Annotated in this window: 25 protein-coding genes and 5 tRNA genes; 9 read left to right on the forward strand and 21 right to left on the reverse strand. The window is 71.8% G+C overall.

Annotated features, from left to right (window positions below):
- Window positions 1-22: 22 nt before the first annotated feature.
- A complete protein-coding gene (locus ACVHNB_RS27240; RefSeq protein WP_428955911.1) occupies window positions 23-844 on the reverse strand; it encodes an aminotransferase class IV in 822 nt (273 codons plus the stop codon).
- Between the two features lie 25 nt (window positions 845-869).
- Window positions 870-1,916, reverse strand: a complete 1,047-nt coding sequence (locus tag ACVHNB_RS27245) for a chorismate-binding protein (protein WP_456226124.1) — start codon at window positions 1,914-1,916, stop codon at window positions 870-872.
- 167 nt (window positions 1,917-2,083) lie between these two features.
- Between ACVHNB_RS27245 and ACVHNB_RS27250 the strand changes: the two genes are divergently transcribed.
- The 5 genes from ACVHNB_RS27250 to ACVHNB_RS27270 all read left to right on the forward strand — a co-directional run bounded on the left by ACVHNB_RS27250 (window position 2,084) and on the right by ACVHNB_RS27270 (window position 2,586).
- Window positions 2,084-2,156: transfer RNA gene (locus tag ACVHNB_RS27250), tRNA-Gly, on the forward strand.
- A gap of 35 nt (window positions 2,157-2,191) precedes the next feature.
- Window positions 2,192-2,265, forward strand: a tRNA-Cys gene (locus tag ACVHNB_RS27255).
- Window position 2,266: 1 nt separating this feature from the next.
- Window positions 2,267-2,338 (forward strand) — tRNA-Val (locus tag ACVHNB_RS27260).
- Between the two features lie 38 nt (window positions 2,339-2,376).
- Window positions 2,377-2,448: transfer RNA gene (locus ACVHNB_RS27265), tRNA-Val, on the forward strand.
- Window positions 2,449-2,511: 63 nt separating this feature from the next.
- Window positions 2,512-2,586: transfer RNA gene (locus ACVHNB_RS27270), tRNA-Val, on the forward strand.
- A 49-nt stretch (window positions 2,587-2,635) separates the two neighbouring features.
- Here ACVHNB_RS27270 and ACVHNB_RS27275 read toward each other — a convergent pair.
- The 4 genes from ACVHNB_RS27275 to ACVHNB_RS27290 form a co-directional block, all read right to left on the reverse strand.
- Window positions 2,636-2,920, reverse strand: coding sequence for a TFIIB-type zinc ribbon-containing protein (locus ACVHNB_RS27275; RefSeq protein WP_372351958.1), 285 nt, complete (start codon window positions 2,918-2,920; stop codon window positions 2,636-2,638).
- A 69-nt stretch (window positions 2,921-2,989) separates the two neighbouring features.
- Window positions 2,990-3,940, reverse strand: coding sequence for a phosphotransferase (locus ACVHNB_RS27280; RefSeq protein WP_428955909.1), 951 nt, complete (start codon window positions 3,938-3,940; stop codon window positions 2,990-2,992).
- Window positions 3,941-4,115: 175 nt separating this feature from the next.
- Window positions 4,116-4,325, reverse strand: a complete 210-nt coding sequence (locus ACVHNB_RS27285) for a hypothetical protein (protein WP_456226125.1) — start codon at window positions 4,323-4,325, stop codon at window positions 4,116-4,118.
- Between the two features lie 235 nt (window positions 4,326-4,560).
- Window positions 4,561-4,839 carry a hypothetical protein gene (locus ACVHNB_RS27290; protein WP_428955907.1) on the reverse strand — a complete coding sequence of 93 codons (279 nt, stop codon included), beginning with the start codon at window positions 4,837-4,839 and terminating at the stop codon, window positions 4,561-4,563.
- 200 nt (window positions 4,840-5,039) lie between these two features.
- Here ACVHNB_RS27290 and ACVHNB_RS27295 point away from each other — a divergent pair, with 200 nt between their 5' ends.
- Window positions 5,040-6,314, forward strand: coding sequence for a serine/threonine-protein kinase (locus tag ACVHNB_RS27295; protein ID WP_428955906.1), 1,275 nt, complete (start codon window positions 5,040-5,042; stop codon window positions 6,312-6,314).
- Window position 6,315: 1 nt separating this feature from the next.
- On the opposite strand, the gene ACVHNB_RS27300 is transcribed toward ACVHNB_RS27295, so the two are convergent.
- The 10 genes from ACVHNB_RS27300 to ACVHNB_RS27345 all read right to left on the reverse strand — a co-directional run bounded on the left by ACVHNB_RS27300 (window position 6,316) and on the right by ACVHNB_RS27345 (window position 18,811).
- Window positions 6,316-7,134, reverse strand: a complete 819-nt coding sequence (locus ACVHNB_RS27300) for a TrmH family RNA methyltransferase (protein WP_428955905.1) — start codon at window positions 7,132-7,134, stop codon at window positions 6,316-6,318.
- A gap of 54 nt (window positions 7,135-7,188) precedes the next feature.
- A complete protein-coding gene (cobA, locus tag ACVHNB_RS27305) occupies window positions 7,189-8,424 on the reverse strand; it encodes a uroporphyrinogen-III C-methyltransferase (protein ID WP_456226126.1) in 1,236 nt (411 codons plus the stop codon).
- 117 nt (window positions 8,425-8,541) lie between these two features.
- Entirely contained in the window at window positions 8,542-11,670 is a 3,129-nt protein-coding gene (cobT, locus tag ACVHNB_RS27310) for a nicotinate-nucleotide--dimethylbenzimidazole phosphoribosyltransferase (RefSeq protein WP_456226127.1), read from the reverse strand.
- A 364-nt stretch (window positions 11,671-12,034) separates the two neighbouring features.
- Window positions 12,035-13,252 carry a precorrin-6y C5,15-methyltransferase (decarboxylating) subunit CbiE gene (cbiE, locus tag ACVHNB_RS27315; protein WP_456226128.1) on the reverse strand — a complete coding sequence of 406 codons (1,218 nt, stop codon included), beginning with the start codon at window positions 13,250-13,252 and terminating at the stop codon, window positions 12,035-12,037.
- Between the two features lie 137 nt (window positions 13,253-13,389).
- Window positions 13,390-14,028: a GNAT family N-acetyltransferase gene (locus ACVHNB_RS27320; protein WP_428955901.1), complete on the reverse strand. Its 639-nt coding sequence runs from the start codon at window positions 14,026-14,028 to the stop codon at window positions 13,390-13,392.
- 141 nt (window positions 14,029-14,169) lie between these two features.
- Window positions 14,170-15,003, reverse strand: a complete 834-nt coding sequence (locus ACVHNB_RS27325; protein ID WP_428955900.1) for a MetQ/NlpA family ABC transporter substrate-binding protein — start codon at window positions 15,001-15,003, stop codon at window positions 14,170-14,172.
- Between the two features lie 28 nt (window positions 15,004-15,031).
- Window positions 15,032-15,862, reverse strand: a complete 831-nt coding sequence (locus ACVHNB_RS27330) for a MetQ/NlpA family ABC transporter substrate-binding protein (protein ID WP_428955899.1) — start codon at window positions 15,860-15,862, stop codon at window positions 15,032-15,034.
- 66 nt (window positions 15,863-15,928) lie between these two features.
- Window positions 15,929-16,681, reverse strand: a complete 753-nt coding sequence (locus tag ACVHNB_RS27335) for a methionine ABC transporter permease (RefSeq protein ID WP_428955898.1) — start codon at window positions 16,679-16,681, stop codon at window positions 15,929-15,931.
- Complete coding sequence (locus ACVHNB_RS27340; RefSeq protein WP_428955897.1) at window positions 16,678-17,721, reverse strand: methionine ABC transporter ATP-binding protein; 1,044 nt, start codon at window positions 17,719-17,721, stop codon at window positions 16,678-16,680. Before ACVHNB_RS27340 ends, ACVHNB_RS27335 begins: the two co-directional genes overlap by 4 nt.
- Before the next feature lie 439 nt (window positions 17,722-18,160).
- A complete protein-coding gene (locus tag ACVHNB_RS27345) occupies window positions 18,161-18,811 on the reverse strand; it encodes an HAD family hydrolase (RefSeq protein ID WP_428955896.1) in 651 nt (216 codons plus the stop codon).
- A gap of 71 nt (window positions 18,812-18,882) precedes the next feature.
- On the opposite strand from ACVHNB_RS27345, the gene ACVHNB_RS27350 reads away from it, so the two are divergent.
- Together ACVHNB_RS27350 and ACVHNB_RS27355 are read left to right on the forward strand one after the other, a co-directional pair.
- Window positions 18,883-19,242 (forward strand): hypothetical protein, encoded by a 360-nt coding sequence (locus ACVHNB_RS27350; RefSeq protein ID WP_428955895.1) that lies wholly within the window; start codon window positions 18,883-18,885, stop codon window positions 19,240-19,242.
- Between the two features lie 79 nt (window positions 19,243-19,321).
- Window positions 19,322-19,708, forward strand: coding sequence for a hypothetical protein (locus tag ACVHNB_RS27355; RefSeq protein ID WP_428957718.1), 387 nt, complete (start codon window positions 19,322-19,324; stop codon window positions 19,706-19,708).
- On the opposite strand, the gene ACVHNB_RS27360 is transcribed toward ACVHNB_RS27355, so the two are convergent.
- The 3 genes from ACVHNB_RS27360 to ACVHNB_RS27370 all read right to left on the reverse strand — a co-directional run bounded on the left by ACVHNB_RS27360 (window position 19,698) and on the right by ACVHNB_RS27370 (window position 22,042).
- Window positions 19,698-20,201: a GNAT family N-acetyltransferase gene (locus ACVHNB_RS27360; RefSeq protein WP_428955894.1), complete on the reverse strand. Its 504-nt coding sequence runs from the start codon at window positions 20,199-20,201 to the stop codon at window positions 19,698-19,700. The two genes, ACVHNB_RS27355 and ACVHNB_RS27360, sit on opposite strands and share 11 nt — an antisense overlap.
- A gap of 39 nt (window positions 20,202-20,240) precedes the next feature.
- Window positions 20,241-20,765: a sigma-70 family RNA polymerase sigma factor gene (locus ACVHNB_RS27365; protein WP_428955893.1), complete on the reverse strand. Its 525-nt coding sequence runs from the start codon at window positions 20,763-20,765 to the stop codon at window positions 20,241-20,243.
- Window positions 20,766-20,839: 74 nt separating this feature from the next.
- On the reverse strand, window positions 20,840-22,042 hold the full coding sequence (locus ACVHNB_RS27370; RefSeq protein WP_428955892.1) for a glycerophosphodiester phosphodiesterase: 1,203 nt from the start codon (window positions 22,040-22,042) through the stop codon (window positions 20,840-20,842).
- A 260-nt stretch (window positions 22,043-22,302) separates the two neighbouring features.
- Between ACVHNB_RS27370 and ACVHNB_RS27375 the strand changes: the two genes are divergently transcribed.
- Window positions 22,303-22,992, forward strand: coding sequence for a lysophospholipid acyltransferase family protein (locus ACVHNB_RS27375; RefSeq protein ID WP_428955891.1), 690 nt, complete (start codon window positions 22,303-22,305; stop codon window positions 22,990-22,992).
- 100 nt (window positions 22,993-23,092) lie between these two features.
- Here ACVHNB_RS27375 and ACVHNB_RS27380 read toward each other — a convergent pair whose 3' ends face one another.
- Together ACVHNB_RS27380 and ACVHNB_RS27385 are read right to left on the reverse strand one after the other, a co-directional pair.
- The gene (locus tag ACVHNB_RS27380; protein WP_456226129.1) at window positions 23,093-24,622 is read right to left on the reverse strand and encodes an MFS transporter; all 1,530 of its coding nucleotides are present in this window, start codon (window positions 24,620-24,622) and stop codon (window positions 23,093-23,095) included.
- Window positions 24,619-25,170, reverse strand: coding sequence for a TetR/AcrR family transcriptional regulator (locus ACVHNB_RS27385; protein ID WP_456226130.1), 552 nt, complete (start codon window positions 25,168-25,170; stop codon window positions 24,619-24,621). The genes ACVHNB_RS27380 and ACVHNB_RS27385 overlap by 4 nt, the downstream gene beginning before the upstream one ends.
- Between the last annotated feature and the right edge of the window lie 123 nt (window positions 25,171-25,293).

Raw genomic sequence — 25,293 nt, forward strand, 5'->3', positions numbered from 1 at the left:
TACCCGGGGGACGACAGGCGTTTTACGGGTCGAGGTGGTCTGCGGCCCGCTCGTCCCAGACCTGCATCGCCTTCGCCGTGACCGGGCCGGGGGCGCCCGTCAGGTCGCGGTCGTCGATCCGGTGCACGGCCTGGATGTCGCGCAGCGTCGAGGTCAGGAACACCTCGTCGGCCTCCGCGAGCACCGACAGCGGCAGATCGGTCTCCTTGGCGCCGGTCCACTCGACGGCGAGGGCGCGGGTGATGCCCGCGAGGCAGCCGGAGGCGACCGGCGGGGTGTGGATCTCGCCGTCGAGGACGACGAAGACGTTCGAGCCCGTGCCCTCGCAGAGGCGGCCCAGCGTGTTCGCGAACAGGGCCTCGGAGGCGCCGCGTTCATGGGCACGGGCCAGCGCGACGACGTTCTCCGCGTACGAGGTGGTCTTCAGGCCGGCGAGAGCACCGCGCTCGTTCCGCGTCCACGGGACGGTGATCACGGCGGTACTGTCGGGCCGCCGGTTGACGCCGCCGAGGGCGACGACGAGCGTGGTGCCCGCGTCACCGCGGTCGGAGCCGAGCGGGGAGATGCCTCCGGTGTAGGTGATGCGCAGGCGGCCCAGCGCCATCGGGTTGGCCTCGACGACGGCGGCGCAGGCGCGGCGCACCTCGTCGAGGTCCGGCTCGGGCAGGCCGAGGCCGCGCGCCGAGCGGACCAGCCGGTCGAGGTGGCGGGTGAGGGCGAAGGGCCTGCCGTCGACCGTCTTCACGGTCTCGAAGATGCCGTCGCCCACGGTGAGCCCGTGGTCGAAGACGGAGACGCGCGCCTCCTCGGTGTCCTGCAGCCGGCCGTCGAGCCAGATCTTCACGTGAGGTCCCTCTGCCTTCCCCGGGCTACGAACCGCTCGTTTGCCCGTCGTACCCTTCCGACGCTACCGCGAGCAGCCGCGACGCCTTCAGTTCGGTCTCCCGCCACTCCCCCTCCGGGTCGGAGCCCCAGGTGATCCCGGCGCCGGTGCCGAATCGCAGGACGTCCCCGGTGTCGCCGCGGTCGATCCAGAACGTACGGATCCCGACGGCCAGTTCCGCGGCGCGCCGGTCCGCGTCGACCCAGCCGATGCCGCCGCAGTACGGGCCGCGCGGCGCCGTCTCCAGGGCGTCGATGATGCGCAGGGCGCTGGACTTGGGCGCCCCGGTCACGGAACCGGGCGGGAACGTGGCGTCGAGGAGTTCGGCCCAGCCGGCCCCCTCGCGCAGCTCGCCGCGCACCAGCGACACCAGGTGGACGAGCCCGGGGTGCTTCTCGACGACGCACAGGTCCGGGACGGTCACGGTGCCGGTGGCGCAGACGCGGCCCAGGTCGTTGCGGACCAGGTCCACGATCATGACGTTCTCGGCGTGGTCCTTCTCCAGGAGGTCCGCCTCGGTGCGGCCGGTGCCCTTGATGGGCCCGGACTCGACGATCCCGCCCTGCCGGCGCAGGAACAGCTCGGGCGACGCCGTCGCGATCTCCACTCCGTGGCCGGGGAGCCGGATGGTGCCCGCGTAGGGCGCCGGGTTCCCGCGTGCGAGGAGGGAGGTGAGGGCGTCCACGTCCGCGTCGGCGGGTATCGGCGCGGACAGGACGCGGCAGAGGTTGGCCTGGTAGACCTCGCCGGTCGCGATGTGCGCGCGGATCCGTCGCACCCCTTCCGTGTACGCGGCGTGGTCGAGCGACGACGACCAGTGCGCCGGTGCGGGCCCGCGCCAGGCTCCGGGGCGCGGGGCGGGCACCGGTTCCTTGCGTACGTCGGCGAAGCGGGCGCAGACCAGACGCCCCTCGAAGTCGGCGGCCACCGCCCAGAAGCCGGTGGAGTCCAGGGCCGCGGGGTCGCTGGTCACATCGCGCAGGCCGGTCGCGACGAGTTCACCGAAGCGGGCGAGCGGGGGGAGGTCGATCACGCCATCGAGTCTAGGACGGGTGACGGGACGGTGACCTGGAGTGGAGGCGGGGATGCCGGTTCGGTGGCCGCACCTCAGCACGCTGCGCAAACGCGTTTTTGTGCTGGCCCAGGAATCCGCTAGAGTTCAACACGTCGCCGGGACGCGGAAGCGAAACGGAAACACACGCGAACGTAGCTCAGTTGGTAGAGCGCAACCTTGCCAAGGTTGAGGTCGCCGGTTCGAACCCGGTCGTTCGCTCGAAGTGGGGGATCTTCCCGAACCCCTACGCTCCTGGTGGAGTGGCCGAGAGGCGAGGCAACGGCCTGCAAAGCCGTCTACACGGGTTCAAATCCCGTCTCCACCTCCATGCGCGATTAGCTCAGCGGGAGAGCGCTTCCCTGACACGGAAGAGGTCACTGGTTCAATCCCAGTATCGCGCACTGGATCTTCGGACTCCGGTTCGTCTTCGATCCGTCCCGCGCGATTAGCTCAGCGGGAGAGCGCTTCCCTGACACGGAAGAGGTCACTGGTTCAATCCCAGTATCGCGCACGCAGCATCACGCAGTACTCGGCAGTACCCCTCGCGGAGCCTGATAGAGTCTGGCCCGTTCCCGCGCGATTAGCTCAGCGGGAGAGCGCTTCCCTGACACGGAAGAGGTCACTGGTTCAATCCCAGTATCGCGCACCAGCAAGAAGCCCCCGGTCCTCGGACCGGGGGCTTCTTCGTGTCCGGGTGCTCAGGAGGAGAAGAGCATCCGGCCGAAGCCCTTGTTGTGGTGGCCGTGGTGGCCGTGGTGCCCGCCGTGGTGCGGCGCTCCCCACGCCGGGGCCGGGGCGGCCGGATAGGCCTGCGGGGCGGGCGGGGCCGGTGGAACCTGCTGCTGCCACTGCGACTCGAGGCGGGTCAGCGACTCCAGCTCGCCGTAGTCGAGGAATATCCCGCGGCAACCGCTGCACTGCTCGATCTGGACGCCATTGCGGTTGTACGTGTGCATCGGTGCGTGACACTTGGGGCACTGCATGGTGGGGTCAACTCCTCGCCGTTCGGCACTGCTTCGCCGGAAGACTTCCCGGCTTCCGTCCCTCGCACCCTACTTGGCGCGTTCCTGCCCCAACTGTGTCGGTACCAGCACCATTCGGTCACAGGCGTCGACCACTGCCTCCTCCACCTCGTCGAGCGGGCGGCCGGCCTCGGTGGCCTTCGTGACGGCGAGGGCGGCCGTCTGCACAGTGAGGGCGCGGGCCGGGACGTCCAGGGTCGGCCAGGGGTCCGGGGCGTTGAGTCCCGGGGCGCCGCCGGCCTGCCGGTACGCGGTGAGGAAGCGGGTCCATGCGTCGGCGGGCAGCAGGCCGCAGGCGTACCAGGCCGCCGGGCGGGCCAGGTCCCAGGCCGGGTCGCCGATGCCGAGGTCGTCGACGTCGATGAGCAGCCAGGGCCCCGAGCCGGCCGGGTGGCGGACCAACTGGCCCAGGTGGAGATCGCCGTGGCACAGGGCGCGGGCGTGGTCGTAGGGCGCTTCGGCTCGGGCCCAGGGCGGGAGTGTGTCCCAGGCCCGCTCGATGGGCCGGGCGGCGGGGTGGCCGGGTGCCGTGGCGCGCAGCCGGGCCAGGGCGCGGGCCGCTTTGACCGGTCCCCGCATCGGCGGGAGCGCGGCGGGGAGCAGGTGGGCGGGGGTGGTGTGGAGGCGGGCCAGGAGGGCGGCGGCGGCTTCCCAGGGGGCGCGCTCCGGATGGTCGGGGTCGACGGGGGTGCCGTGGGGCCAGAACGTGACGAGACGGCCGTGCAGGGGCGCCGCAGAGTCCCGCAGGGGCGGCAGAAGGATGCCGGTGAGGGCGGGGTGGGCGGCCACGGTGAGGCGCAGGCGCAGTGCTGCCGGGTCCGTGTCGGGGGCGTGGGCCTTGGCGACCGTGTCGCCGTGCCGGACGACGGTGCCGTCGGGACGGTCGGTCAGTGTCGCGGCGCCGCAGGCACAGGAGGCCAGGTCCTGGTGGAGGGTGCCGCGGGCCGTGGCCTGGAGCGCGGGCGCGAGGGGCGTGGTCACGGCCCCGAGCCTACGGGCCGGTCCGGCCGCGCCCGGGCCGTGCGGGAAAAGCAATGCCGCGTGCAGCTCCCCAGCTGCACGCGGCATTTGTGCCGTCCGCCGCACCCCCGTCCCCACGGGGTTTCATGGCCGGATGTCCCCGCCCGGACCGCTCTTCCGGGCCTGGGAGCGCCGCTCAGCGCCCCAGCATCACGCCCACGGACGACGCCTGTGTGACCACCGCGTCCCAGCCGCCGAAGACGACGACGAGAAGGGCCGCGAGAGGGAGAACCATGGCCGTGGCCACCAGCGGGTGGCGGCGGCCGGTCGCGGGGCTGCCCGAAGACACGGCCCTGCGGGTCCACGTGCTGCGGAACGCTGCCGTCCGCGGTGTCGTGTCCGCCATGGTCCTCTCCCGGTCGAATCCTGGGTCCTGCCGGACAGGTCCGGAAGGATCTTGAGTTGTCTGCAGCGGCGGGTGCCTGACCTCGGGGGACGAGTGCTGCACCCGCCGCTTGACCTCAAATCTATGGGCGGCGGCCGCTTGGGACGTCATGCCCTCGTACCGATTGCCGGGCCTCCCGGAGGATGACCGCCCCCACCTCATGTACTCCCCTGGGTGGAGACGAGGCCCCGAAGGCCTACTCGGTCTCGGGGTCATCCCCGAGGGGACGGCCCGTGCGGGCCGCCTTCTCCGCCGCTTCCTCCCGTGGGACCGGCTGCTCGACCAGCGCGAGGACCCGCGTCGCCATGAAGCGCGCGGTGCGCACCACGGAACCGGAGCGGGTGACTTCGCTCACTTCCACGACCCCCCTGCGCACCGCGGTCTCCACTCTGCGGCCTGCGCGGCTCGCCACCACCTCGTACGTCCGCGTCGTGTCCCCGGCGTCCACGACTATCTCGACCCGATCACCCTTCATGGACCCAATCCCCCTTCTGCGACGGTTCGTTGGGAGTCGGGGCAGCCTCAAGCCGCCCTGTTCCCGCGCTCCCTGACCACCTTTCAAGTTTCCCACCCGGCACTGACAATCGAATCCGGCGTGAGGGCGCGGCCTGAGCACACAGTCGGCCGCGTAAACGTAAGCTGTGGCTCGTCAGACGAGACCGGGCAGCAGCGGGGATGAACATGGCGATGATGCGCCTGAGGCGCGAGGACCCGCGCGTCGTCGGCTCGTTCAGGCTTCACAGACGGCTCGGAGCGGGCGGGATGGGCGTCGTCTATCTCGGCTCCGACCGGCGTGGGCAGCGGGTCGCCCTCAAGGTGATCAGGCCCGATCTGGCGGAGGATCAGGAGTTCCGGTCGCGTTTCGCGCGCGAGGTCTCCGCCGCGCGCCGGATCCGTGGCGGGTGCACCGCGCGGCTGGTCGCCGCCGACCTGGAGGCGGACCGGCCGTGGTTCGCGACGCAGTACGTGCCCGGTCCCTCCCTGCACGACAAGGTCGCCGAGGAGGGGCCGCTGGCGGCGTCCGACGTGGCCGCCGTCGGGGCCGCGCTGTCCGAGGGGCTCGTCGCCGTGCACGAGGCCGGGGTCGTCCACCGGGACCTCAAGCCGTCGAACATCCTGCTGTCCCCGAAGGGGCCGCGGATCATCGACTTCGGGATCGCGTGGGCCACCGGCGCCTCGACGCTGACCCATGTGGGGACCGCGGTGGGCTCCCCCGGGTTCCTCGCCCCCGAGCAGGTGCGCGGCGCGGCCGTCACGCCGGCCACGGATGTGTTCGCCCTCGGGGCCACCCTCGCGTACACGGCGATGGGTGACTCGCCCTTCGGGCACGGCAGTTCCGAGGTCATGCTCTACCGCGTGGTGCACGAGGAGGCACAGCTGCACGGGGTGCCGGACGCGCTGGCGCCGCTGCTGCGCGCGTGTCTCGCCAAGGACCCCGAGGAGCGGCCCAGCACGCTGCAACTGTCGCTGCGGCTCAAGGAGATCGCCGCCCGCGAGGCCCAGGGCCTGGGCGAGGCGCGGCCGCCTGCGCCGCGTTCCTCCGACACGGACCGGCCCACGGGACGGCTCTCGGACAGTTACGTGGAGCAGCGCACCCAGCGGCGTACGCAGTCGGGCACGCCCGCGTCGCGGACGGGCAACGGCCGGACGGGGGGCGGTTCCGGGCCGCGCTCCACCCCGTCCCGGTCCGGGAACAGGCCCGCTCCGCGCAGTGGTGCGGGGCGCCCGGCTTCGCGGACGAACGGGACGGGCGCGGGCAAGAAACTGCGGCCGGCCAATCCGCGGCTGCTGCGGCAGCGGCTGTTCGTGTTCGTGGTGGTGACGCTGCTCGTGGCGCTGGCCATCGCGGCGGCGCAAGGCTGCCAGGGGCCTTCGCGCGGGCTCGGTGACAGTGGCGTACCGCGGACGACGGCGGTCGCCGACCGCTCGCTGCCGCCCGCGGCGGACTGATTCAGAGTTCGGGTCGGCCCGTGGCCACCGCGTAGAACGCGACGGCGGCCGCCGCGCCCACGTTGAGCGAGTCGACGCCGTGGGCCATGGGGATGCGGACCCATTCGTCGGCCGCCATGAGCGCCTTGGTCGACAGGCCCTCGCCCTCCGCGCCGAGCATGAGCGCGACGCGGTCCATGCGGTGCGGGGCCACCTCGTCCAGGGACTTGGCCTTCTCGGCCGGGGTGAGCGCGAGCAGGTTGAAGCCCGCCTCCCGGACGGTCTGCAGCGACTTGGGCCAGGCCTCCAGGCGTGCGTACGGCACGGAGAAGACCGCGCCCATGGAGACCTTCACCGAGCGGCGGTAGAGCGGGTCCGCGCAGTCGGGTGAGAGCAGGACCGCGTCCATGCCGAGGGCGGCGGCCGAGCGGAAGATCGCCCCGATGTTGGTGTGGTCGTTGACCGACTCCATGATCACGACGCGGCGGGCGGTGGCGAGGAGGTCGTCGGACGTCGGCAGCGGCTTGCGCTGCATGGAGGCGAGGGCGCCGCGGTGCACGTGGTAGCCCGTGACCTGTTCGGCGAGGTCGGGGGCGACGGCGTAGACCGGGGCGGGCACCTCGTCGATGACGTCGCGCATGACGTCGACCCACTTCGCGGACAGCAGCATCGAGCGCATCTCGTAGCCCGCCTGCTTGGCGCGCCGGATCACCTTCTCGCCCTCGGCGATGAACAGGCCCTCGGCCGGCTCCCGCTTGCGGCGCAGTTCGACGTCGGTCAGGCCCGTGTAGTCGCGCAGGCGCGGGTCCTCGGGGTCTTCGATGGTGATGAGATCGGCCACAGGGTGATACTGCCTTGTCCTGGGAGTGGTGCCAACGGCTCGGGGCGAGTTCGGTTACCGCTGGTTACGTTCGGGGCCCTCGCGCACCACGTCGCCGACGACGATGACCGCCGGGGGCTTCACGCCCTGCGCGATCACCGTTTCGCCGACCGTGGCGAGCGTCGCGTCGACCCGGCGCTGGGCGGCGGTGGTGCCTTCCTGGACCAGCGCGACCGGGGTGTCGGGGGCCTTGCCGTGGTCGACCAGCGCCTCGGCGATCTTCCCGATCTTGTCGACGCCCATGAGGATGACGAGGGTGCCGGTCAGCTTGGCGAGCGAGGCCCAGTCGACCAGGGAGCGCTCGTCGTCCGGTGCCACATGGCCGCTGACCACGGTGAACTCGTGGGCGACACCGCGGTGGGTGACCGGGATGCCGGCCGCGCCGGGGACCGAGATCGAGCTGGAGATGCCGGGGACGACGGTGACCGGGATGCCTTCGGCGGCCAGCGCCTGGGCCTCCTCCATGCCCCGGCCGAAGACGAACGGGTCGCCGCCCTTGAGCCGGACGACGGCCTTGCCCTGCTTGGCGTGCTCTATCAGCGCGTTGTTGATCGCTTCCTGGGCCATGAAGCGCCCGTACGGGATCTTCGCGGCGTCGATGACCTCGACGTGCGGCGGAAGCTCGTCGAGGAGGTCGCGCGGGCCGAGGCGGTCGGCGATGACGACGTCGGCCTCGGCGAGGAGGCGGCGGCCACGCACGGTGATCAGGTCCGGGTCGCCGGGGCCGCCGCCGACCAGGGCGACGCCCGGGGTGCGGGTCCGCTCGGCGGTGACGGTGCCGTCGCGCAGGGCCTCCACGAGGGCGTCGCGGACGGCGGCGGTGCGGCGCGGGTCGCGGTCGGCGGCCTCGGTGGACAGCACCGCGACGGTGACGCCCTCGGTGCGGCCGGTGGCCGGGGTCCAGGCGGTGGCCGCCTCGGCGTCGTCGGAGCGGACGCACCAGACGCGGGCCTCTTCCGCCTCGGCGGAGGCCTGCTCGTTCGCGGTGCGGTCGCCGGTGGCGACGAGCACGTACCAGGCGCCTTCGAGGTCGCCCCGCTCGTAGCGGCGCCTGACCCAGGTCAGTTCGCCCGCGTCCGCCATGGCCTCCACGGAGGGGGTCGCCGAGGGGGAGATCAGGGTGAGGTCCGCGCCGGCCGCGATGAGAGCCGGGAGACGGCGCTGGGCGACCTGGCCGCCGCCGATGACGACGGTCTTGCGGCCGGTGAGGCGGAGTCCTACCGGGTAGGCGGGGTGCTGTGCGGCGGGCATGGGGCGCTGCTCCTCGGGCGGGCGGTGAGGGGGCTACGGCTCTGGAGCACCCCGGCTATGTGCAGGTCAGACTACGTGGGGGCGCCTCGGCTCGGCGCCCCCACGTCCACATACCGGCTACTTCTCGGTGACGCCCGCGGAGTCGAACGTGGCGACCTCGTGCATCGCGCGGGCCGCGCTCTGCACGATCGGCAGGGCCAGCAGGGCGCCGGTGCCCTCGCCGAGCCGCAGGTCGAGGTCGACCAGCGGGCGCAGGCCCAGCTTGTTGAGCGCGGCGACGTGGCCGGGCTCGGCGCTGCGGTGGCCCGCGATGCAGGCGGCCAGCACCTCGGGGGCGATGGCGCGGGCGACCAGGGCGGCCGCGCCGGCGCTGACGCCGTCCAGGATCACCGGCGTACGCAGCGAGGCACCTCCGAGCAGCAGGCCGACCATCGCGGCGTGCTCCAGGCCGCCGACCGCCGCGAGGACGCCGATCGGGTCCGCCGGGTCGGGCCGGTGCACGTCGAGGGCGCGGCGCACGACCTCGATCTTGCGGGCGTGGGTCTCGTCGTTGATGCCGGTGCCGCGGCCGGTGACCTCGGCCGGCTCGACCTCGGTGTAGACGGAGATCAGGGCGGCCGACGCGGTGGTGTTGGCGATGCCCATCTCGCCGGTCAGCAGCGCCTTGTTGCCGGCGGCGACCAGGTCGCGGGCGGTCTCGATGCCGACCTCGATGGCGGCCTTGACCTCTTCGCGGGTCAGGGCGGGACCGGCCGTCATGTCGGCGGTGCCGGCGCGGACCTTGCGGGGCAGCAGGCCGGGCGTGGCCGGGAGTTCGGAGGCGACGCCCACGTCGATGACGCAGACCTCGGCGCCGACCTGGTTCGCGAACGCGTTGCAGACCGCGCCGCCGCCCAGGAAGTTGGCGACCATCTGGCCGGTGACCTCCTGCGGCCAGGGGGTGACGCCCTGGGCGTGGACGCCGTGGTCGCCCGCGAAGATCGCGACGGCCGCGGGCTCCGGGATCGGCGGCGGGCACATCCGGGAGAGGCCGGACAGCTGCGCGGAGATGATCTCCAGCATGCCGAGCGCGCCCGCGGGCTTCGTCATGCGCTTCTGCCGCTCCCACGCCTCGCCGAGCGCCTTGGCGTCCAGCGGGCGGATGTTGGAGACGGTCTCGGCGAGCAGGTCGTGCGGGTCCTCGCCGGGCAGCGCGCGGCGGCCGTACGTCTCCTCGTGCACGACCCAGGACAGGGGGCGGCGCTTGGACCAGCCCGCCTGCATCAGCTCGGGCTCCTCCGGGAACTCGTCGACGTACCCGACGCACAGGTACGCGACGACCTCGAGGTGCTCGGGCAGGCCCAGGGTGCGGACCATCTCGCGCTCGTCGAAGAAGCTGACCCAGCCGACGCCGAGGCCCTCGGCGCGGGCGGCGAGCCACAGGTTCTCGACCGCGAGCGCGGAGGAGTAGGGGGCCATCTGCGGCTGGGTGTGGCGGCCCAGGGTGTGGCGGCCGCCGCGGGTCGGGTCGGCGGTGACCACGATGTTCACCGGGGTGTCGAGGATGGCCTCGATCTTCAGTTCCTTGAACTGCTTCGCCCGGCCCTTGGGCAGCGACTTGGCGTACGCGTCCTTCTGCCGCATGGCCAGCTCGTGCATCGTGCGCCGGGTCTCGGCGGAACGGATGACGACGAAGTCCCAGGGCTGGGAGTGGCCGACGGACGGCGCCGTGTGGGCGGCCTCCAGGACGCGGAGCAGGACCTCGTGCGGGATGGGGTCGCCGCGGAAGCCGTTGCGGATGTCGCGGCGCTCGCGCATGACACGCAGGACGGCCTCGCGCTCGGCGTCGTCGTAGCCGGGGGCGGCCGCGGCGCTCGGCTCGGCGTCGTCGAATCCGGGCTCGGGCAGCTGCTCCGGCTCGGCCTCGGGGTGCGCGTCGGCGGCCGGCGTCTGCTGGGGCTCCGTCTCCGTCGCGGGCTCCGGGGCGACCTCGATCAGCTCGGGCTCGTCGAAGAACTCGGGCTCGGGGGTCACGGCGGGGTCGCCGTCGCGGGGCGCGGGCACGACGGCCTCGGCGGGCTGCTCGGCAACCGGCTCGACGGTGGGGGTCTCGGCGGCCGGGACCTCGGCGGGCTGGACCTCGGGCTGCTGTGTCTCCTGCACCGGGGGCTCGACGGGAGCGGGCTCCTCGGCCGGGAGCGGCAGGGGCTCGGCGACCGGTTCGACGGGCTGCTCGACCGGCTGCTCGGCGATCGGCTCCGCGACCGGCTCGGCCACGGGCTCCGCGACCGGCGGCTGCTCGGCGGCAGGCGCGACCTGCTCCTGGGAGGCCTCGGGCAGCTCCGCGGGCTCGGGGACCTCGGCGGTCTCCGGCGTCGGCTCGGGCAGCGGCGGGACGACCATGGCCTGCGGCGGCGTCGGTGCCAGGTGCGGCGTCGTGGGCACCGTGCCCTCGACGGGCACGAACTGGCCGAGGGGCTGCTCGGGCGGGGTCTGCTGCGGGAAGTCGTACTGCTGGGGCTCGTGCGCGGCGGCGTACTGGCCCGACTGGCCCGACTGGCCCAACTGGTCTGTCTGGCCCGCGTAGGCGGCGACCGGCGTGGGCTCGGCGGCGGGCACGAACTCCTGCGCGCCGGCGGGCGTGTGCGGGTGCTGCGGGACGGGCTCGGCGTAGAACGCCCCCACCGGCTCCGGGACGACCGTTTCTGCGGGTGCCGACGGCATCGCCTGCTCGGGCTGCGGCTGCGCGGCCTCGGCGGGCTGCCACGGGGCGGCGCCCTGCGGCGGGATGTCGAGGTACTCGGGACCGGTGGTGGGCGGGCCCGCCTGGCGCACCGGCATCGGGTGGGGCGGGGTCGCCTGCGCGGGGCCGCGGTCGGCCAGCGAGCGCACGGGGCTGCCGCCGGTCTCCGGCGTGGGCGGGCCCATGTGCAGCGGGCGCCGGCCCGGGCCCTGGCTGACCGGGGCGGGGGCGGGCGCGTGCATCGGGCCCAGGTCGTGGTGACCGCTGTCGCGGCCGGCCATCTCGTGCGGGCCCGGCTCGTGCGCGACGGGCGCCTGCGGGTGCTGCTGCGGCGCGGGCATCGCGGCCTGCGGCTCGCCCCAGGCCCCCTGGGAGCCCGGCATCAGGAGCATCTCGTCGTCCTCGACGGTGGCGTCGGCGGGATCGAGGTAGGTGTACGCACCCGGGGCGGGAACGCCCGGCTGTCCCACCGCGCCTGCGTTCTCCGGCAGCCCTTCGCCCGGAACCTGACCGGTGTCGGTCATGCCTACCCCTCGCCCATCGATGAGAACTTCCTGGCCGCTCCCGGCCGACCGCCGGAGATGCGAGCCCCTGCTGAGCCGCTGACCGGAGCGACGCGTCGTCCGCCCGTCATGAAGAACGAGCACGCGCGCCGCGCGGCACGATCCGCCCCGGACAACAGGCATTGTCCTGGCCGGATCGCGACCGTGACACCTGGATCGGGCACGGCCTTCTGTGGACTGCGCCACGTTGCGCGTCCCCCGGTCGTTGCCGTACCACACAAGCTCCAAAAGTGGTGCGTTTCCCGGACATTGGCCGATGAACCGTCGGATGTCCAGGTGCGGTACAACGATCGGCCAGCCTACCGCGCGCGTTGGGCCGTCAGGGTCACGGGTGGCGGTCCGGGAGCCGCCCGGACAGCAGGAACCCCACGGTCCGCTCCTTCTCCGTCCAGGCGCGAGTGTCCAGTTCGACGGATTGCAGGAGGGCGCACTCGACGTCGTACCCGTGCTCCGTCAGGTTCCGGCCGATGAGTTCGGCGGCGTCGCGTGTCGCGGCGTGCGTGACGATGCGTGCGGGCCGCCGGTCGGCGACGGCCGAGACGACCGCCGCTCCCCCGCCGCCGACGCGTACGACGTCGGGCTCGGGCAGGTCCTCGAGGACGTGCGGGGCGGTGCCGTGCACGATCTGGGCCTGCACGCCGAAGCGGCGGGCCGTCGCGAGCGTGCGGGCGCAGGCGTCGGCGTCCCGGTCGACGGCGATGACGGCGGCGCCGAACCGGCCGGTCTCGGCCGTGAACGCGCCGCTGCCGCAGCCGATGTCCCAGACGAGGTCGCCGGCCCTCGGGCCCAGGCGGGCGAGTTGGGCCGCGCGCAGTTGTTCGGTCTCGCCCTCGCCGAAGGGGCCCGCGTACTCGGCGGCGGGCAGCGCCCAGCCCCGGGGCACGGCGTCGGGGTCACCGCCGGCCAGCCAGCCGCCGGTCTCCGGGGCGCCGACGGTGACCGGGCCGCCGATGACGATGACGACGTTCGGGTCGCGCCACGTGTGGTCGGCGGCCTTGTCGGAGGTGACGACGGTGACCTGTTCGCGGTCGGTGCCGAGTTCCTCGCAGATGACGAAGGTGCGGTGGACGCCTTCGAGGAGGAGGCCGAGTTCGGCGGGGCCCGCGCCGGGCGAGGTGAGGACGGCGACCTTGGTGTGGGCGCGGCACACGTTCACCGCGCGGCGCAGGGTGCGGCGGTGGGCGACGACGACCTGGGCGTCGTCCCAAGGCATGCCGGCGCGGGCGAAGGCCTGGGCGACGGAGGAGACGGCGGGTACGACCTCGACCTCGAGGCCGTACTGCGGGGCGCGCAGGGTGCGGACGACGCCGAAGAAGCCGGGGTCGCCGTCGGCGAGGACCACCGCGGTCCCGCGGTGTCCGGTGATGCGGCGGGCGGCGAGTTCCACGCTGCCCAGCCGGATCCGCTCGGCGCGTGCGGGTACCTCGGGCAGTGCCAGGTGGTGGGCGGCTCCGGCCACGAGGGTGGCCGCGCCGAGGGCGGAGCGGGCCGCCGCGGTCGGCGGAGAGCCGTCCCAGCCGATCACCGTGACCCGGTCGGCCATCGTCGTCAGTCTCCAGGGTGTGCTCGGGTGCGTACACGGATGCGGTGCGTACACGGATCGGGGGAAGCCGCCGGGCGGGAAGGGGCCGGGCTGGGCACCGAGAGCGTACCTGGTGGGTCTGGCGACTGCCTGTGGGGTCAGTTCCAGTCCGAGAAGGCCGTGAAACCTCCGGCCTCGGCGAGCTGCTCGGTGACGCCCTCGATGTCCTCGGGCAGCAGGCTCCAGACGATGAAGTCGGTGCGGACCTCGGCCCAGCTGCCGTCCTCGGTGCGGGTACGCGCTATGCACGCGTTGCGCAGGACGCCCTCGCTGATGCAGCCGATCTTCTGGGCGACCTGCTGGGAGGCCGTGTTGTCGGCGGCGGTGCGCAGTTCGATGCGCTCCATGCGCTGGTCGCGGAAGAGCCACTGGGCCATGGCGAGCGCGGCCTCGGAGGCGTAGCCCTCGCCGCGGGCCCAGGGGGCCACGATGTACGACAACTCGGTGGCGCGCACGTGCCAGTTGGTCTTCGTGAGCTGGATGATGCCGACCAGGCGCTGGGTGAGGAACTCGGTGACGGCGAGGTCCAGGCCGGTGCCCGCGGCACGCTCCTTGGGCGCGTAGTCGGTGATCCAGGACCGCGCGCCGTCCTCGGTGAAGGGCTGCGGCACGGACGTCCAGGCGGCGACCATCTCGTCGTTCATCATCTCGGTCAGGGCGGGGACGTCGTCCTCGTCGAGCGCACGCAGCACCAAGCGCTCCGTGCTGATGGAGATCTCGGGGAAGGTGTTCGTCATGCGCCGCTCCGTAACCTTCGTGGCCGCCTTCAACCTTCTTGTCGGCCGGGTGAAGTGCCCAGCATGCAGCATGAAGGCACGTAACTGCACATGGGGGCCGCCCCTGTCAGCCAGGAGCGGCCCCCATGGGCGGTGCGGCGTTCAGGCCCCGGTGACCGGGAGTACCGCGCCCTGGTACTTGTCCTCGATGAACTTCTTCACCTCGGGCGAAGTCAGCAGCTCGGCCAGCTTCTTGACGCGCGGGTCGTCCTCGTCGCCCTTCTTGACGGCGAGGACGTTGTTGTACGGATTGTTCTTCGCGGTCTCCAGAAGGATGGCGTCCTTCTTGGGGCTCAGGCCCGCGTCGAGTGCGAAGTTGTTGTTGACGGCGGCCACGTCGACGTCGTCCAACGAGCGCGGCAGCTGGGCCGCTTCGAGCTCCTTGAAGGTGAGGTGTTTCGGGTTCTTCGCGACATCCTTGGGAGTCGCGTTCACACCGGCGCCCTTCTTGAGCTCGATCACGCCCTGGGAGGCGAGGAGTTCGAGCGCCCTCGCCTCGTTGGTCGCGTCGTTGGGCAGCGCGACGGTCGCCCCGTCCTTCAGCTTCGTGACGTCGCCGGTCTTCTTGGAGTAGAAGCCGAGCGGCGGCAGATAGACCTCGGTGACGGCGGCCAGTGTCGTGCCCTTGGACGTGTTGAAGTCGTCCAGGTAGGGCTTGTGCTGGAACAGGTTGGCGTCGAGCTCGCCCTGCTGGAGCGCGGTGTTCGGCAGGACGTAGTCCGTGAACTCCTTGATCTGCAGGTCGAGTCCGGCCTTCTTCGCCAGGTTCTTCTGGACGTACGTGAGGACTTCGCCGGCCGGAGTCGGGGTGGCGCCGACGACGAGCGTGCCGCTCTTGTCGTCGGAGCCGGACCCCGTGCCGCCGGATCCGCAGGCCGTCAGGCCGAGCGCGAGGGCTGCGGCGATGACGGCGGCGGGCAGGGTGACGGTGCGCATCGGATGCTCAGAACTGTGAGGTCGCCGCTCAGAACGAGGGGAGGACGGAGCCCTTGTACTTGTCCTCGATGAACTTCTTCACCTCGGGCGACGTCAGGAGCTTGGCGAGCTTCTTGACGCGCGGGTCGTCCTCGTTGCCCTCCTTGACGGCGAGCACGTTGTTGTACGCGTTGTTCTTCGTGGACTCCAGGGCGAGGGCGTCCTTGGCGGGCTTGAGGCCGGCACCGATGGCGTAGTTGCCGTTGATCACCGCGGCGTCGACGTCCTTGAGGGAGCGCGGGGTCTGGGCCGCCTCGACCTCCTTGAACTCGAGGCCCTTCGGGTTCTTGGCGATGTCCTGCGGGGTCGCGGTGGCCTCGGAGCCGCTCTTGAGCGTGATGATCTTGTTGGCGGCGAGGAAGCGCAGGGCGCGGCTCTCGTTGTCGGCGTCGTTCGGAAGGGCGATGGTGCCGCCCTTCTTGAGGTCGTCGAGCTTCTCGGCCTTCTCGGAGTAGAGGCCGAGCGGCTCCAGGTGGACGGTGGCGACCGACTTGAGGTGCGTGCCCTGCTTCTTGTTGAAGTCCTCGAGGTACGGCGTGGTCTGGAAGTAGTTGGCGTCCACGGACCCGTCCTCGGTCGCCGTGTTCGGCGTGACGTAGTCGGTGAACTCCTTGACCTCGAGGTTGAGGCCGGCCTTCTTCGCCAGGTTGTCCTTGATGTAGTCGAGGATCTCGGCGTGCGGGACGGGGGTCGCCGCGACGACCAGCTTGTCGTTGGCGTCGGCCTTGGTGTCGGCCTTGTCGGAGCCGCAGGCGGACAGGCCCAGGGTGAGGGCGCCAGTGACGAGGACAGCTGCGGTGATCTTGGTGGTGTTACGCACGAAAAGTGCCTTTCTCCATGGGTGGTGCAACCCGCCGGGTGAGGCGGGGAGACAGGATTCTGCGGGTCAGCGGGTCTTGGCGGGGGCGGGCTCCGCGCCGGCCGGACCGCCGGGCAGGAAGCCGCCGAGCACGCGGAAGCGGAGCGGCTCGCCGCCCTTGCCGGCGCGGCGGTGCAGGACGCGGGCACCGCTGTCGCCCGCGAACTGGATGACGGCGATGACGACGGCGAGGATCGCCACGATGATCCACATCATCTGGGTCTCGAAGCGCTGGTAGCCGTAGCGGATCGCGAGGTCGCCGAGGCCGCCCGCGCCGACCGTGCCGGCCATCGCGGAGTAGCCGATGATGGCGACGATCGTCGTCGTGGTGGCCGAGATGAGCGACGGCAGCGACTCGGGGACGAGGACCTTGCGGACGACGGTCCAGGTGTTGCCGCCCATCGACTGCACGGCCTCGACGAGCCCGCCGTCGACCTCGCGCACGGACGTCTCGACGAGGCGCGCGAAGAACGGAATGGCCCCGACGGCGAGCGGCACGATGGCGGCCTCGCGGCCGATGGTGGTGCCGACGATCCAGCGCGTGAAGGTCATCAGCGCGACCATCAGGATGATGAAGGGCATCGAGCGGACGATGTTCACGATCTGCCCGATGACCTTGTTCGCCACGACGTTCTGCAGCAGTCCGCCGCGGTCCGTGAGGACGAGCAGGATGCCGAGCGGAAGGCCCGCGACGACGGCGATCAGCGTGGACCAGCCGACCATGTAGAGGGTGTCCCCACATGCCTGGGACAGCAGCGGCTGCATCTCCGACCAGGTCACTTGGTGACACCTTCCTTCTGCAGATCGGCGTGTGCCGTGTTCGTGACCAGCTCGGCCTGAAGGCCCTGCTCGCGCAGGAAGCCGATCGGGACGACGTTCTCCTCGTAGCGGCCGGGCAGTTCGATGCGCATGCGGCCGACCTGCTTGCCCGCGACGGTGTCCATCGCGGCGCCGAGGATCGAGATGTCGATGTTGTACGTGCGCGACAGCTGCGAGATGACCGGCTGGGTCGTCGACTCGCCGTGGAAGGTGACGTCGAGGACGGTGCGGTCCGCGCCGGAGGCGTCGCCGCTGACCGGGAACAGCGCGGCGGCGAGCTCCGAGCCGGGTGTCGCGAGCAGTTCGCTGACGGTGCCGGACTCGACGATCTGCCCGCGCTCCATGAGAGCGGCGGAGTCGCAGACGGTCTTGACGACGTCCATCTCGTGCGTGATGAGCAGGACGGTCAGGCCGAGCTGCCGGTTGAGGTCGCGAAGGAGCTGGAGGATCGAGCGGGTGGTCTCCGGGTCGAGGGCGCTGGTCGCCTCGTCGGAGAGCAGCACCTTCGGGTCGCCGGCCAGCGCGCGGGCGATGCCGACGCGCTGCTTCTGGCCGCCGGAGAGCTGGGCCGGGTAGGACGTGGCCTTGTCGGCGAGGCCGACGAGGTCGAGCAGCTCCAGCGCCTTGGCGGAACGTTCCTTCCCCGACTTGCCGAGGATCTCCAGCGGCAGCTCGATGTTGTCCTGGACGGTGCGCGAGGACAGCAGGTTGAAGTGCTGGAAGACCATGCCGATGCGGCTGCGCGCCTCGCGCAGCTCCTTGCCGGCGCGCGGTCCGCGCCCGGCGAGAGCGGTGAGGTCCTGGCCGGCGACCGTCACGGTGCCGGAGGTGGGGCGTTCGAGGAGGTTCACGCAGCGGATCAGCGAGGACTTGCCGGCGCCGGACTGACCGATGACGCCGTACACCTCACCTTCGCGCACGTGGAGATCGACGCCGTCGAGGGCGGTGACCTCGCGGCCGCGCGAGCGGTAGACCTTTGTGAGGCCCTGGGTGGTGATCACGTGGGTTTCCGTCACTGTCGAGTGCACGGCACGGGTGGCGCCGGGCACGGGGCAATCATTTCGGGAACTTGCGGAGTTTCCGGGCGCGGCAGGCTCTCGCTCCGAACGCGGCACGGCACTGGCATCGGTGCGGCTGGCATCAGTACGGAGAATCTGTGCGCGGGGCACGGCCCGGTCACGTAGGTGAACTGCTTCTCCCTGCGGAGTCACTCCCTACGGACAGGGCGCGCGGGTCTCGCTTCGGGGCGCGAGATCGGTGCGGGGGCCCTCAGAAGGCGCACATTCGACACATACAACGAGCACCGGGCGTCATCGTCGCCTCGGTCGCAAGGGTGCGGCTGCTCGTCGTGGTCATGCGGGCAAGTAAAGCAGAGATGAGGACGCGGCCCGCCCCCGCTGTCCGAATAGCGGACAGCGGCGGACAGGTGCGGCGGCCGGGTCAGGCCCCGGCGGTGATCTCGATCCCGGCCTCCGTGGCCAGTGCTGACACGGCCGACAGGTCCTTCACCACGACGTCCGCGGAGAGCTCGTGGGCCTCGTGCGTTGTGGTCAACGCCACGGTGGTCATGCCGCCCGCGCGGCCCGCCGTGAGACCGGCCGGGGCGTCCTCGAAGACGACGCAGCGTGCCGGGTCCATGCCGAGCTTCTCGGCGGCGAGCAGGAACGGCTCGGGGTCCGGCTTGCCGCGCGTGATGTCGTCGGCGGCGATGAGCAGCGGCGGGTTGATCCCGACGGCGGCGAGGCGGGCCTCGGCCAGGCGACGGGTCGCGGAGGTGACGACGGCCCAGCGGCCGTCGGGCAGGGAGTCCAGCAGTTCCTTGGTGCCGGGCAGGACGTGGGTGCCGCCGTTGGGCACGTCCTCGACCTCGAGCTCCTCGATGCGGGCCACGGCCTCGGCGATCTTCTCGGCGGGCAGCAGGTCGGCGGCGATCTCGGCGGCGGGGCGGCCGTGCAGCTCCACGGCGGCGAAGTCCTCGGCGGTGATCCCGTACTCCTGCGCCCAGCGGGTCCAGCAGCGGTACACCGACTCCATGGACGAGAGCAGGGTTCCGTCGTTGTCGAACAGCAGGGCGTCAGCGGTGATCTTCATGTTTCCCAAGGCTACGGGCCACCCCGGGGGCGAGCGCATCGGGTCTTTTGGCCCGTAATAGGCTCACGGCCATGCTTGATGCCCTGACCCTGGTGACGGGTCTCGCCGCGCTCGCGCTCGCCGCGTGGTGCGGTTTCGCCGCCTACCGCGACCAGCCGACCAAGGACTGGCACTTCATCGGCATGGCCGTGGTCTCGGCGCTCGCGCTGGTGCAGCTGGTCATCGGGATCGTGCAGCTGGCGCGGGGCGAGAAGCCGGTGCAGGGCACGACGATCTTCGTCGCGTATCTGATCGGGGCGTTCGCGTGCGTGCCGGCGGCGGGGTTCATGTCGCTGGCGGAGCGTACGCGCTGGGGTTCGGTCACGGTCGCCGCCGGCGGCGTGGTGCTCGCCGTGCTCGAAGTGCGGCTCTACGACATCTGGGGAGGCTGAGGTGACCGCCACCTCCGAGAACGCCGGGAACACCGGGAACGCTGCCGATGCCGAGGGCGCCAAGAAGACGTCGCGGGCGCTGACGAGCGGTCCGGGCACGCTGCTCGTGTGGCTGTACGGCGTGATGGTCGTCGGCGCGGTGTCCCGCTCGGTCTTCCAGATCGCGACGGACTTCGGCAGGGCGCCGCTCGCGTACACGCTCTCCGCCGTCGCGGGTGTCGTCTACGGCTTCATCACGTACTCGCTCGTGCGGGGCGGCGAGACGGCCCGCAAGGCGGCGCTGGTGTGCTGCGCCGCCGAGCTCGTGGGCGTCCTGGGGGTCGGGACCTGGACTCTGGTGGAGCCCTCCGCGTTCGCGGACTCCACCGTCTGGTCCGACTACGGCATGGAGTACCTGTTCATCCCGGTGCTGCTGCCCGTCTCCGCACTGTTCTGGCTGCGCCGGGCCCGGAACGCTACGCGCTAGCCGTCAGCGCCCCGGCTTCGATGTCCTTGGCCAGCGTCACCACGGTCAGCCGCTCGTCGACCTGCTTCGTCGCCACGGCCGCGTAGCCGTGCTTGCGGTACAGGCGCAGGTTGTGTTCGCTGCGGTGGCCCGTGAACAGCTCGAAGCGCTTGGCCGTGCCCGCCGTGCCGAGCGCGGACTCGACGGCGGCGAGCAGGCGGCCGCCCAGGCCGTGGCGCTGCATGCGGGGGTGCACGATGAGCTTGTTGATGCGGGCGGTGCCGTCCGCGCCGAGCGTGCCGCGCACCGACGCCACCACTTCGTCACCGAGGCGGGCCACCAGGACGGTGCCGCCCGTCAGTTCGGCCCTGACCGAGTCGAGGGACTGCGTGAGCGGCTCGATCGAGTAGTCGCCGTAGAGCTGCGCCTCGCTCTGATAGCAGAGGTACTGCAGCTTGAGGATCTGCTCGGTGTCCGCTTCGGTCGCCGCAGAGATGGTCACGCTCATGCCCATGTGTGCATGCCTCCCGCTCACCTGTCCGCCGGTTGTCCCTCACCCTTTTCCCCTACGGGCCCCGGGCGCAACCTCGGACGCGAGGATTCTGCGCAGGCATCCCAGACATCTGGAACGTTCCGGCCCAAGGCTGCCCTGTGACATACCCAACTCGCCTGCGATCTCCCGGTACGTGAGGTCTTTCGGGGACAGCAGTGCGCCGATGAGGCGGGGGCAGCGTCCGGGGAGCCTGCGCACGGCGGCGTGCAGGGCACGGGCGCGCTCCCTGGTCAGCGTGTGGTGCTCGGGGTCCGATTCGGCGGTCTCGGCGGCGGGTTCGGTGGCGTACGGCAGTTCGCGCAGGGCCGCACGGCGCTGACGGCCCGCCTCCGCGCGGACCGTCGCCGTCAGCCAGGCCGCGGGGTCGGCGGGCGGGCCCTGGGTGTCGAGGTGTTCCAGCAGGCGGACCCAGACGGCCTGTTCGAGGTCGCGGGGCTCGGCGGTGCCGGGGAGCTCGGCCCGGACCTCGGCCGCGAGCAGGGGGCGCAGGGTCTCGATCACCGGGTCGTACGTCGTTGTCGTCATGCCCGGCGGGACGCGGCCGTCCCGGCACGAGGTTGCCGGGGCGGCCGCGTCTCACTCCAACCGGGGCCCGCGGGTCAGCCGTTGACGAAGTCCTCGCGGGCGAGCAGGGCGGTGTCGCAGTTGTCGGAGAAGATGCCGTCGATGCCCGTGGCGAAGTACGCCTTGAAGGCGCCGAACGCGTCACCGTAGGCGTTCGGGTCCGTGCCCTTCTTGAAGTCGGCGGGCAGGAAGGTGTTCTCGTTGCGCATCGTGTACGGGTGGAGGATCAGCCCGGCCGCGTGCGCGTCCTTCACGAGGGTGGTCGGCTCCAGGAGCTTGCCCGCCGCGTCCTTGGGGATGACGAGGTCCAGGGTCGGGCCGATGCCCTGCGCGTACGTCGCGATCTCCTGGAGCCCCTTGGGCGTGATCAGGTCGGCGACGGTGCGCGGGTCGCCGATGTCGACGAAGTCCGCCGGGCGGGAGCCGGCCGTGGAGAGCAGGACGACCAGCGGGTTGTCGACCAGCTTGTTCAGGCGCTGGATGCTCGTCGGCTCGAAGGACTGCAGGAAGGCCGGCGAGTTCTTGCGGTGCAGGCCGTACGCGCGCAGCAGTGTGGCGAGGCGCTCCTCCAGGCCGAGGCCGAGCTTGCGGAAGTAGGTGGGGTGCTTGGTCTCGACGTGGATCCACACCTCCTTGCCGCGCTTCCTGCTCTGCTCCGCGCGCCACTTGAGCACCTCTTCGAAGGTGGGGATCTCCCAGCGCCCGTCGTAGAGGGTGTTGCGCTGCCGGGTCGCCGGGATGCGCTCCTTGGCCCGCAGCGTCTTCAGCTCGGCGAGCGTGAAGTCCTCGGTGAACCAGCCGGTCGTGGAGACCCCGTCGATGATTTTCGTGGTCTTGCGGGAGGCGAACTCGGGGTGGGCCGAGACGTCCGTGGTGCCCCCGATTTCCGGTTCGTGACGGCATACGAGCCGGCCGTCCTTGGTCGGGACGATGTCGCCTGCCTCGATGACATGGGCGCCCATGTCGAGCGCCAACTGGTACGAGCCCAGGGTGTGCTCGGGGCGGTAGCCGCTGGTGCCGCGATGGGCGACGACCGTCGGCACGGGCAGGCTGCGATAACCCTGGCCGGAGTGATTCCCGCCACTGCCGCGGTCGGCGGCCACGGCGGCCGACGGCGCGCCGAGGGCGGCCGCGCCCGCGCCGAGCACCGCGGCGCCCAGCAGCGAGCGCCGGCCCACCGCCCCCTCGGCCCGCGTCTCCTGTGCCTGCTGTGCGTCCTGCGACTTCTCGTTCCCCATGAAGCACTCCTCCCGCCAAGTCCCGCCTTGCACCTGTCAAAGCGGGACCGATCGTAGGTGTGCGGGAGTGACGAGTGGGAGACCCCGGACGGAACGTCAGGGTGATGCGGGATGACTCCTGGGTGTCGTCGCCGCATCAACGGGGCGCTCGCTCAGGTCAACTCTGCGTATCGGGTCGGTGAACCCGATGTGCAACGGGTACCCGGCCGCGAGTATCGTCCTCACCTGCACAGACCCCTACGCACATTCCTGTCCGTTCCTTGACACCGGAGGGCCCGTTGTCCCGCTTCGCGCTCATCAAGGCAGTGCTCGGTCCGATCATGCGCCTGATGTTCCGCACGCGTGTGGAAGGCGCCGAGAACATCCCGGGCACCGGCCCCGTCATCCTGGCGGGCAACCATCTGACGTTCATCGACTCCATGATCCTGCCGCTCGTCTGCGACCGGCAGGTGTGCTTCATCGGCAAGGACGAGTACGTCACCGGCAAGACCCTCAAGGGCCGCCTCATGGCGTGGTTCTTCACCGGCGTCGGCATGATCCCGGTCGACCGGGACGGTGCCAACGGCGGCGTGGCCGCGCTGATGACCGGCCGCCGCATCCTGGAGGAGGGCAACATCTTCGGGATCTACCCGGAGGGCACGCGCTCCCCCGACGGCCGGCTGTACCGCGGCCGCACCGGCATCGCCCGCCTGACGCTCATGACGGGCGCGCCCGTCGTCCCGTTCGCGATGATCGGCACGGACAAGCTGCAGCCGGGCGGGGCGGGCATCCCGCGCCCCGGGCGGGTGACCGTGCGGTTCGGTGAGCCGATGGAGTTCTCCCGCTACGACGGCATGGGCCGCGACCGCTATGTGCTGCGGGCCGTGACCGACTCCGTGATGGCGGAGGTCATGCGGCTGTCGGGCCAGGAGTATGTGGACATGTACGCCACGAAGGCGAAGGCCGCTTAGGCGAAGGCCGCTTAGGCGAAGGCCGCCTGAACGACGCGACGTGGGCCCCGGTCGCCGGAGATCTCCGGCGACCGGGGCCCACGTGTTTCTCCTGCGGCGCTCAGTGCTCCAGGCGCTGGCCCCTGAGCAGGAACCAGGCGGCGACCGCCGTCGCCAGCAGGACCGCCGCGCCGACGCCCGCCGCCACCTGAAGGCCGTCCACGAAGGCCGTCTGCGCCGAGGTCAGCAGTTCGTGCGCCTGCTGCGCGGGGAGGGCCGAGGACGATTCGACCGCGCCGCCCAGGGACTCGTGGGCGGCCGACGCCACGTCCGCGGGGGTGCCCGGCGGCGCCGTGAAGCCCGCGTAGACGCCCGTGACGATCGAGCCGAGCAGGGCGATGCCGAGGGCCGCGCCGAGTTCGTACGCCGTCTCGGAGACCGCCGACGCCGCGCCCGCCTGTTCCTTGGGCACGCTGGAGAGGATCACGTCCGCCGTGACCGTGAACGAGAAGCCGGCGCCGACCCCGACGACCAGCAGCACCCCGCCGAGCAGCGGGTAGCCCGTGCTCTGGCTCAGCGTCGTGAGGGCGGCCAGGGCGAGGCCCACGGCCGCGAGGCCGCCGGCGACGACGGAGCGCACCGAGAAGCGGCGCGCCACCACTCCCGCGATCAGACCGGCCGCCACCGCGCCGACAGCGGCGGGCAGTTCGGCCAGGCCCGCCTCGAACGGGCGCCGCCCCTGCACCAGTTGAAGGAACTGGGACAGGAAGAAGACCAGTCCGGACAGGCCGAGGATGGTGAGGAGGTCGGCGAGGACCGCGCCGGAGAAGCCGCGGTTGCGGAACAGGCGCATGTCCAACAGCGGTGAGTCCAGCGTGAGCTGGCGGCGGACGAACCAGGTGAGCGCCGCCGCGCCGATGACCGCCGACACCGCCACGTCCCAGCGGAAGCCGTGCGCCGCCGCCTCCTTCACCGCGTAGACGACAGCGATCATGCCGACCAGGGACAGCACGACACTGACCAGGTCCCAGGGACCGGGGACCGGGTTCTTCGACTCGGGGATGAGCTTGATGCCGACCACGACGAGGACCGCCATGACGGGCAGGTTGATGAGGAAGACCGAGCCCCACCAGAAGTGTTCGAGCAGGAAGCCGCCGACGACCGGGCCGACCGCCGCGCCCGCCGAGGCCATGGCGCCCCAGATGCCGACGGCGAGGGAACGCTCGCGCGGGTCGTGGAAGATGTTGCGGATCAGGGCCAGGGTCGACGGCATGAGGGTCGCGCCCGCGACGCCCAGCAGGGCGCGCGCCAGGATCATCAACTCCGGTGTCGTGGCGTACGCGTTGAGGACCGAGACCGCGCCGAACGCGACGGCGCCCACCAGCAGCAGCTTCTTGCGGCCGATGCGGTCGCCGAGGCTGCCCATGGAGACGAGGAGTCCGGCGATGACGAAGGAGTAGACGTCGCCGATCCACAGCAGCTGGGTGCCGGAGGGCTTCAGGTCCTCGCTGATGTACGGGGTCGCGAGGCCGAGGACCGTCGCGTCCACGGCGACGAGCAGCACCGCGAGCACGAGGACGCAGAGGGCGAGCCACCGTCCGGGCCTCGACACCACCTCCGCCGCGGATGTGCGCTGCTTCGTGCTGGTCATGGTTCCACGCTCCGTCGTGCGCCGCCGAGCAGCAGCTCGGCGATCATGAATGAGAAGTCCTTCGCCGCCACGCGGCCGTCCATGACGGCCCAGGCGCCGCTGCCGATGAGGCCGTACAGCGCCTCGGTCAGCCACACGGGGGTCAGATCGATCCGGAACTCGCCGGTTTCCTGGCCGCGCCGGAACAGCGCCGCGATCCGGGCGTCGAGGTGGGCCCAGCCCGCGTTCTGCTCGTCGCCCTCGAAGAGCTGGTTCTCGGTGACGAGGAAGGCGAGCAGCGGGGCCGCGCCCTCGATCTCGGCGATGAGGCGGCGCAGCGCGTCCTCGGCCCGGTCCTCGTCGAGGCGGGCCCGGTCGAGCGCCGCCTCGCACTCCTGGATGCCGAGGTCCTCCAGGGCGCGGACGAGGGCGTCGCGGCCGGCGAAGTGCCGGTGCAGGGTGGCGCGGCTGATGCCCGCGGCCCGGGCGACCTCGTCCGTGGTGGCCGTGGACTTGCGGGTGAGCAGGGCCGCGGCGCTGCGCAGGACCTGTTCGCGATCGAAGGACATGAGACGAGAGTAGCGCAGATGAGACATGATTGTCTCATTCACAGCATGTCCGTAACCCCGGTGGCCGGTTCGCTCACCCAGTGTTACGACTGTCGGTACGTTCAGGTCTTCCGGGAGGTAGAG

Source organism: Streptomyces sp. YJ-C3, from assembly GCF_053891275.1.

Coding starts and splice junctions, on each gene's coding strand:
- ACVHNB_RS27285 (WP_456226125.1), bottom strand. CDS start 4,325: ATGGCGGACACGACACCGCGGACGGCAGCGTTCCGCAGCACGTGGACC.
- ACVHNB_RS27350 (WP_428955895.1), top strand. CDS start 18,883: ATGCTTGATGCCCTGACCCTGGTGACGGGTCTCGCCGCGCTCGCGCTC.
- ACVHNB_RS27345 (WP_428955896.1), bottom strand. CDS start 18,811: ATGAAGATCACCGCTGACGCCCTGCTGTTCGACAACGACGGAACCCTG.
- ACVHNB_RS27380 (WP_456226129.1), bottom strand. CDS start 24,622: ATGACCAGCACGAAGCAGCGCACATCCGCGGCGGAGGTGGTGTCGAGG.
- ACVHNB_RS27370 (WP_428955892.1), bottom strand. CDS start 22,042: ATGGGGAACGAGAAGTCGCAGGACGCACAGCAGGCACAGGAGACGCGG.
- ACVHNB_RS27320 (WP_428955901.1), bottom strand. CDS start 14,028: ATGACGAACACCTTCCCCGAGATCTCCATCAGCACGGAGCGCTTGGTG.
- cobT (WP_456226127.1), bottom strand. CDS start 11,670: ATGACCGACACCGGTCAGGTTCCGGGCGAAGGGCTGCCGGAGAACGCA.
- ACVHNB_RS27290 (WP_428955907.1), bottom strand. CDS start 4,839: ATGAAGGGTGATCGGGTCGAGATAGTCGTGGACGCCGGGGACACGACG.
- ACVHNB_RS27385 (WP_456226130.1), bottom strand. CDS start 25,170: ATGTCCTTCGATCGCGAACAGGTCCTGCGCAGCGCCGCGGCCCTGCTC.
- ACVHNB_RS27295 (WP_428955906.1), top strand. CDS start 5,040: ATGAACATGGCGATGATGCGCCTGAGGCGCGAGGACCCGCGCGTCGTC.
- ACVHNB_RS27365 (WP_428955893.1), bottom strand. CDS start 20,765: ATGACGACAACGACGTACGACCCGGTGATCGAGACCCTGCGCCCCCTG.
- cobA (WP_456226126.1), bottom strand. CDS start 8,424: ATGCCCGCCGCACAGCACCCCGCCTACCCGGTAGGACTCCGCCTCACC.
- ACVHNB_RS27275 (WP_372351958.1), bottom strand. CDS start 2,920: ATGCAGTGCCCCAAGTGTCACGCACCGATGCACACGTACAACCGCAAT.
- ACVHNB_RS27360 (WP_428955894.1), bottom strand. CDS start 20,201: ATGGGCATGAGCGTGACCATCTCTGCGGCGACCGAAGCGGACACCGAG.
- cbiE (WP_456226128.1), bottom strand. CDS start 13,252: ATGGCCGACCGGGTCACGGTGATCGGCTGGGACGGCTCTCCGCCGACC.
- ACVHNB_RS27325 (WP_428955900.1), bottom strand. CDS start 15,003: ATGCGCACCGTCACCCTGCCCGCCGCCGTCATCGCCGCAGCCCTCGCG.